This window comes from Collimonas fungivorans (genome assembly GCF_028292705.1).
Lineage (GTDB): Bacteria > Pseudomonadota > Gammaproteobacteria > Burkholderiales > Burkholderiaceae_D > Collimonas > Collimonas fungivorans_B.
Map to the genome: position 1 here is coordinate 1 of NZ_JAQGLV010000314.1, position 5,779 is coordinate 5,779.

The window sequence follows — 5,779 nt, forward strand, 5'->3', positions numbered from 1 at the left end:
ACCCGGTCGTACACCGCATCCGAATAATTCACCCAGTTCTCCTGCACCAGCACGCACTTCAGGCCGAGATGGGCGGCAACCGCTGCCACCTGGCGCGTCTGGTTGGACTGGATGCCGCCTATCGACACCAGCGTGTCGTAGCCGCCCGCCAGCGCTTCCGGGATCAGGTACTCGAGCTTGCGGGTCTTGTTGCCGCCGAACGCCAGGCCGCTGTTGCAGTCTTCGCGTTTTGCATAGAGTTCGACCTTGCCGCCGAGGTGGGCGCTGAGGCGTTGCAGCGGCTGGATAGGGGTGGGGCCGAAGGTGAGCGGATGACGGGGGAATTTCTGCAGGTTCATGGAAGCGACTCCTGAGGTTGAGGGGGATCCATACTTCGCCGGCGGCGCTGCCGGAACAAAAACCATATTAGAATCAATCCCTGGAATCGGGGTTGCAAGTTTTTAAGAGAATTCAGATCTAAAATATGAAATTCTCTTCAATAGGTGATTTTTATTTTGAGAAGAACTATATGAAGGCAACAAAATTGCGCACCAAGGCGCCGCCGGCGGAGACTCTTGGCGCGGTGATGGATCGTACCGACCGCGCCATTCTCAGGGCGCTGCAGCGCGATGCTTCCATCTCTAACGTGGCGCTGGCGGCCAAGGTCAACTTGAGTGCGCCGGCCTGCCTGCGGCGCGTCGAACGGCTCAAGGAGACGGGACTGATCAAGGGCATTGTCGCCTTGCTTAATCCGCGTGCGCTGGATGCCGGAACCATGGTGATGATCGGTGTGGTGCTGGATCGCTCGACGCCGGAATCGTTTGCCGATTTCGAGCGGGCGGCGCAGAAAGTTTCGGGTTGCCTTGAATGCCATGTAGTCACGGGCGAATTCGACTACTTCATGCTGTTGCGGACCAAGGACAACGACAGCTATAACCGGCTCCATGCGGAGCAGCTGCTGTACCTGCCGGGCGTGCGGCAGATCCGCACGTTCATGGTGCTCAAGCAGGTTCTTTCGACTACCCAGCTGCCGCTTTAGGCAGTCAGGCCTGATCCGCTGCAAGGCAGATCAGGCCGGTGCCGCTATTTAGCAGTTGCCTTTTTTTGCCTGGCCCGGAGGACAATGGTAACGGCCGTTGCCATCGTCGCGGCGGTCGTCACCGCGGCGGTCGTCACGCCGGTCGTCATGGCGATCGTCGCCACGGCGCCAGCCGCCACGGTTCAGTTCCCAGCCATTGTTCCCCTGGCGCCATTCCGGACGGCTGTACTGATAGCCGTTGCGGGCCCGTTCCCAATGGCCGCCGGCCCAGACATGGCGGCTGCCGTTCCAGTTCCAGTAGCCAGGCGCCCAGACATAGCCGACCCGCGGCGGCGGCACGCGCTCATAACGCGCCGCCGGGGGAGGGGTGCCGATGGTGATGTTGACGCCGATTTGCGCCATTGCCTGGCTTGGTATAAAGGCAGTAGCGCTGAGTGCTGCCAGCGCTGCCGCGCAGAGGATGCGTTTCATGTTTTCTCCCACAGTTGTTTGGTTGGAAAACTATATCTCTTATTTTTTTCAAACGAAGCGATGATGCATAAAATTACACTTCAACGCATCGCATTACATCCGTTAAATATTGTTGAGCAAGACGATTAGCGGCGCCGACGCGTAGATCCTCATCTCTCATGGCCTTTCTCCATTAATAAAATTCCAAAATGCAATATTTAGATTATTATAATATTGCATTGTGGAAATATATCGGGGTACTTCATACCACTCATTCTGGAGAACATTTTGAGAAATGTAAGAAAATTATTGGGAATACTGCCGATTTGTTGCGGCATGCTGGCGTTTTCTACCAGTGCGGCGGCGTCCGGCTCAGCGGCCGGCAGCCAGGTCCGGGTGGCGGCCAGGGTTGCTCCCTGCGACAGCGCCTGGAATGGCGCGACTCCCTATGTTAGCGGTAATAAGGTCAGTTATCGCGGCATCAACTACACGGCGGCGTATTGGACCCAGGGCAATTATCCGGCAAGCAGCAGCGGCAGCGCCGACAGCGCCCAGCCATGGATCGCCGGGACGGCCTGCCGCGTTGCAAAGGTGGCGGCGGCAGCCAGCGACCACGATGCGAATTTTTCTCCGGCCACGCTGCAATTCCTCAAGACCAATACCGGTCTCGACGGCGAGCAGTGGGACAACATCATGAAACTGGTTAACAAGCCGGAGCAGGATTCGCTCGACTGGACCAAATTCTACGGCTATTGCGAACCGCTGGGCGACAAGCGCGGCTACACCATCGGCATCTTCGGCGCCACCACCGGCGGCCCGAACGACACCGGCCCGGACGGCCCGGCGCTGTTCAAGGAATACGATGCGGCCAGCGGCGCGGCCAAACCCTCGATTGCAGGCGGCCTGACGCGCGCCGGCGTGCATGGCAGCATGCAGGGTTCGATCCTGAACATCACCGACAGCACGACAGTCTTTTGCGGCAAGATCGGCGGACTGCAGAACAATGCGGCATGGCGCGAGGCGATGTGGCATACCTTCTACAACGTCTACATCAAATACAGCCTGCAGCAGGCGCGCCAGCGCGGCTTCAGTTCGGCGCTGACCATCGGCTCATTCGTCGACACCGCGCTGAACCAGGGCGCCGACGGCGATTCCGGTTCGCTGGAGGGTGTGCTGGCCAAATCCGGCAGCAGCACCAATGAAAAAACTTTCATGACGAGTTTCTACGCGCAGCGCACCAAGGTGGTCGACACCAACGAATACAACCAGCCGCCGAACGGCAAGAACCGCGTGAAGCAGTGGAGTTCGCTGCTGGGACTGGGCGAAACGGATCTCAAGGATGCCGATGCGGCAGTGATCAAGGTGACTAACTGGACCCTGAAGTAAACACAGGCGGCGGCCGGAAGATGCTTTCCGGCCGCCGCAGACCCCGATGGAGATTAGTGGGCCTTGCTTGCCGGCCTTTGCCGGAAGAACAGGATGCAGCCCAGGATGAAGGCAAACAGCGCCAGCGAGGCGGAATAACGGCTCAACGCCAGGCCGCCGGCATTCAACGGCTTGTCGAGGAAATCGCCGACCACGGCGCCCAGCGGCCGGGTCAGGATGAATGCGGCCCAGAACAGCAGGGTGCGCGATATGCGCGTCCGGTAGTAAGCCAGCACCAGCAGCGCCAGCAGCGCGCCGAACACCAGCGCGGCGCCGGTATAACCGAGGCCGGCGCTATCCGCGGTCCAGTCGCCCAGCGCCGTCCCCAGGGTCTGGGAAAACATGATGGTCAGCCAGTAAAACATCTCGGCCTTGGGCGTATTGACGGTGTCCACCGATATCGAGCCAAGCGTGCGGTGCCAGACCGCCAGCGATGCCATCAGCAGGATAAACAGCAAGGAACTGCCGCCCGCATAACCGATGCCGAGCGAACGGTCGGCAAAGTCGGCCAGCGTGGTTCCCACGGTGGTGGTGGCGATGATTGTAGCCCAGTAGAGGAATGGATGAAAACCCTTGGCCTTGATCTGGGCAAACACGGCAACCAGGAAGATTGCGGCGAAAATGGCGGTCGCCACCAGGTAGCCGAGGTTCATCGACATGGAGACGGCGTCGCCGCCGGTTTCACCTAGCGTGGTGGCGGCTATCTTGATGATCCAGAACAGCAGGGTAACCTCCGGGACCTTGCTCAAGCCGCGTTCGATAGACTGGTTCATGCGGATTTCCTTTCGATATCAGGTCTGTTACTGGTTCAGGCGTTTCGGGACAAACGAGAGATAAATGACCATGCCGATGATCAGCGCCAGGAACACGATGCTGGCTTCTATGGCGCCGAAGCCCAGGCCGCCGCTGCTTGCCGGCTGCGACAGCAGGTCGCCGCAGGATGCGCCGAAAGGGCGCGTCAGCACATACGCGATCCAGAAGCAGGCGACGGCATCGGCCTTGAATACATAGCGGAACAAGGCGACGGCCGCGATCAGTCCGCCGAACAGCAGGGCGGAATTGGCATAACCCAAGTTCAAGCCTTCGGCCAGCCAGTCGCCGGCCGCGGTGCCGAGGGCGAAAGTAAATAAGATCGCAGCCCAGTAAAACAGTTCACGCCTGGGACTGTCAATTGACAGGATGGAAAGCGTCTTTTCCTGCGCATACCAGATGGCGAAGGTGGCCATCAGGGCAATGCTGAAACAGGCAGTGGAGGCGGCCAGCGGCACGTTGAAACGGTCGGTCAGGTTGTCGGTGACCAGGGTGCCGAATACGCTGACGAACACCACGGTGAGCCAGTACAGGGAGGGCACGTAGCGCCTGGCGCGCAGCTGGAACGTCAGCGCGACGGCAAACAATATGCCCATCAGCGCGGTGGTCGCGCCCAGGCCGAAATTCAGATTGGCATTCAGGAAATCGGCGCCGGTCTCGCCGACTGTAGTGGACATCATCTTGATGATCCAGAACAGCACGGTGACTTGCGGCACCTTGTTCAGCCAAAGTCTTGCATCTGTGTCCATGGCAGCCTCCGAAGTGGATGGTTTCAAATGAATCGCTGCAGCCAGTCTGGAGATCCAGACTTAGCTCAGCCATAGTGAATGCCATCCGGCCACGGAGCAGCCGCCGTCACAACTCCTGCATGAATTGCACAACGGCCTGGGCAAACGCCTGCGGCTGTTCCGTTGCGCTCAGGTGCGAAGCGTCTTTCAATACGACCAGACGGGCTTGCGGGATCTGCTCAGCCAGTGTCTGCGCCATGGCCAACGGCGTGCCCTGGTCCAGTTCTCCGGCAATCACCAGCGTCGGCACGGTTATCTGCGGCAGGCGCGCGGTGGTATCCACGGTGCCGACCGCGTGGCAGCAGCCGATATAGCCGGCAGGCCCGGTATTGACCAGGCGCTGGCGGAAACGCGCCACGGTGGCGCTGTGCTCGGCGCGGAAACGGTCATGGAAATAGCGCCCCATGACAGCGTCGGCAATCACCTCGATGCCTTGCGCGCGCACGGTGTCGATCCGTTGCTGCCACACTTCACGCGCCGGCGGCGGGTAGTGCGAGGTGCAGTTGGCGATGACCAGCGCGGCCACCAGCGACGGATGGCGCAACGCCAGTTCCTGGCCGGTCATGCCGCCCATCGACAGGCCGATCCATACCACCGGGCCGGAATCGAGCTCACGCAGCAGGCGCGCGGCGTCGTCGGCCAGGTCGGCGATGGCATACAGTCCTGCGGGTGCGTCGGAGCCGCCATGGCCGCGATGGTCGTAGGCGATGACGCGGCAATCGGCGCCCAGCAATGTGGCCAGTTGGTCCCACATGGTCAGGTCGCAGCCAAGCGCGTGGCTGAGCACCACCGTGTGGCGCGGCGCCTTGCCGCTGCGTGGGGCACGTACGCTGTAGTGCAGCGCGGGGATGCTGGCAGTGCGGCCTTCGTGCCCGACGCCGGGATGGCAGGTGGCGGCCGGCGACAGCGGCTCGAGCGCATAGCCGATCTGCGGGCCGACCTCGCGCAGGATTTTCAGCGCATGGGCGAACGCGGTGTTGGCGGCGGGGACGCCGGCGTAGATGGCCGACTGCATCAGCACCTCCTTGATCTCGTCGGGCGTCAGCCGGCTGCTTTCGTCGCCCAGCAGCGCGGCGCGCGCGTGCAGGTCGAACTCTTCCCAGCAGCCCAGCGCGGTGGTGATTGCCAGTACGATGATGCGCCGCGTCTTGTGTTCCAGGCCGGGCCGGCCCCAGATCTCGTTCCAGGCGAAGTGCGTGATCATGTGCTGGAATTCGGCGTTGAAGGTGTTCGAGTTGGACAGCGAAAGGTCGACCCAGGCGTCGCCCAGGATGGTGCGGCGGTTGTG

7 protein-coding genes are annotated in these 5,779 nt (G+C 61.2%); 2 read left to right on the forward strand and 5 right to left on the reverse strand.

The features are described from left to right. The coding region (locus tag JWQ61_RS17615; RefSeq protein WP_304361656.1) for a pyridoxal-phosphate dependent enzyme at nucleotides 1-338 on the reverse strand (338 nt) is incomplete at its 3' end. A gap of 170 nt (nucleotides 339-508) precedes the next feature. On the opposite strand from JWQ61_RS17615, the gene JWQ61_RS17620 reads away from it, so the two are divergent. Beyond that, on the forward strand, nucleotides 509-1,018 hold the full coding sequence (locus tag JWQ61_RS17620; RefSeq protein ID WP_304361657.1) for an Lrp/AsnC family transcriptional regulator: 510 nt from the start codon (nucleotides 509-511) through the stop codon (nucleotides 1,016-1,018). Between the two features lie 48 nt (nucleotides 1,019-1,066). Here the strand turns inward: JWQ61_RS17620 and JWQ61_RS17625 are convergent, their stop codons facing one another. Beyond that, complete coding sequence (locus JWQ61_RS17625; protein WP_304361658.1) at nucleotides 1,067-1,489, reverse strand: YXWGXW repeat-containing protein; 423 nt, start codon at nucleotides 1,487-1,489, stop codon at nucleotides 1,067-1,069. 315 nt (nucleotides 1,490-1,804) lie between these two features. On the opposite strand from JWQ61_RS17625, the gene JWQ61_RS17630 reads away from it, so the two are divergent. Further along, complete coding sequence (locus tag JWQ61_RS17630) at nucleotides 1,805-2,854, forward strand: chitosanase (protein ID WP_304361659.1); 1,050 nt, start codon at nucleotides 1,805-1,807, stop codon at nucleotides 2,852-2,854. A 53-nt stretch (nucleotides 2,855-2,907) separates the two neighbouring features. Here JWQ61_RS17630 and JWQ61_RS17635 read toward each other — a convergent pair whose 3' ends face one another. The 3 genes from JWQ61_RS17635 to pcaD all read right to left on the reverse strand — a co-directional run. Further along, nucleotides 2,908-3,666 (reverse strand): hypothetical protein, encoded by a 759-nt coding sequence (locus tag JWQ61_RS17635; RefSeq protein ID WP_304361660.1) that lies wholly within the window; start codon nucleotides 3,664-3,666, stop codon nucleotides 2,908-2,910. A gap of 27 nt (nucleotides 3,667-3,693) precedes the next feature. Continuing rightward, a complete protein-coding gene (locus JWQ61_RS17640; protein WP_304361661.1) occupies nucleotides 3,694-4,452 on the reverse strand; it encodes a hypothetical protein in 759 nt (252 codons plus the stop codon). A gap of 106 nt (nucleotides 4,453-4,558) precedes the next feature. Then, nucleotides 4,559-5,779: 3-oxoadipate enol-lactonase (pcaD, locus tag JWQ61_RS17645; protein WP_304361662.1), on the reverse strand; the 1,221-nt coding region annotated here is incomplete at its 5' end.

Coding starts and splice junctions, on each gene's coding strand:
- JWQ61_RS17635 (WP_304361660.1), bottom strand. CDS start 3,666: ATGAACCAGTCTATCGAACGCGGCTTGAGCAAGGTCCCGGAGGTTACC.
- JWQ61_RS17640 (WP_304361661.1), bottom strand. CDS start 4,452: ATGGACACAGATGCAAGACTTTGGCTGAACAAGGTGCCGCAAGTCACC.
- JWQ61_RS17625 (WP_304361658.1), bottom strand. CDS start 1,489: ATGAAACGCATCCTCTGCGCGGCAGCGCTGGCAGCACTCAGCGCTACT.
- JWQ61_RS17620 (WP_304361657.1), top strand. CDS start 509: ATGAAGGCAACAAAATTGCGCACCAAGGCGCCGCCGGCGGAGACTCTT.
- JWQ61_RS17630 (WP_304361659.1), top strand. CDS start 1,805: ATGCTGGCGTTTTCTACCAGTGCGGCGGCGTCCGGCTCAGCGGCCGGC.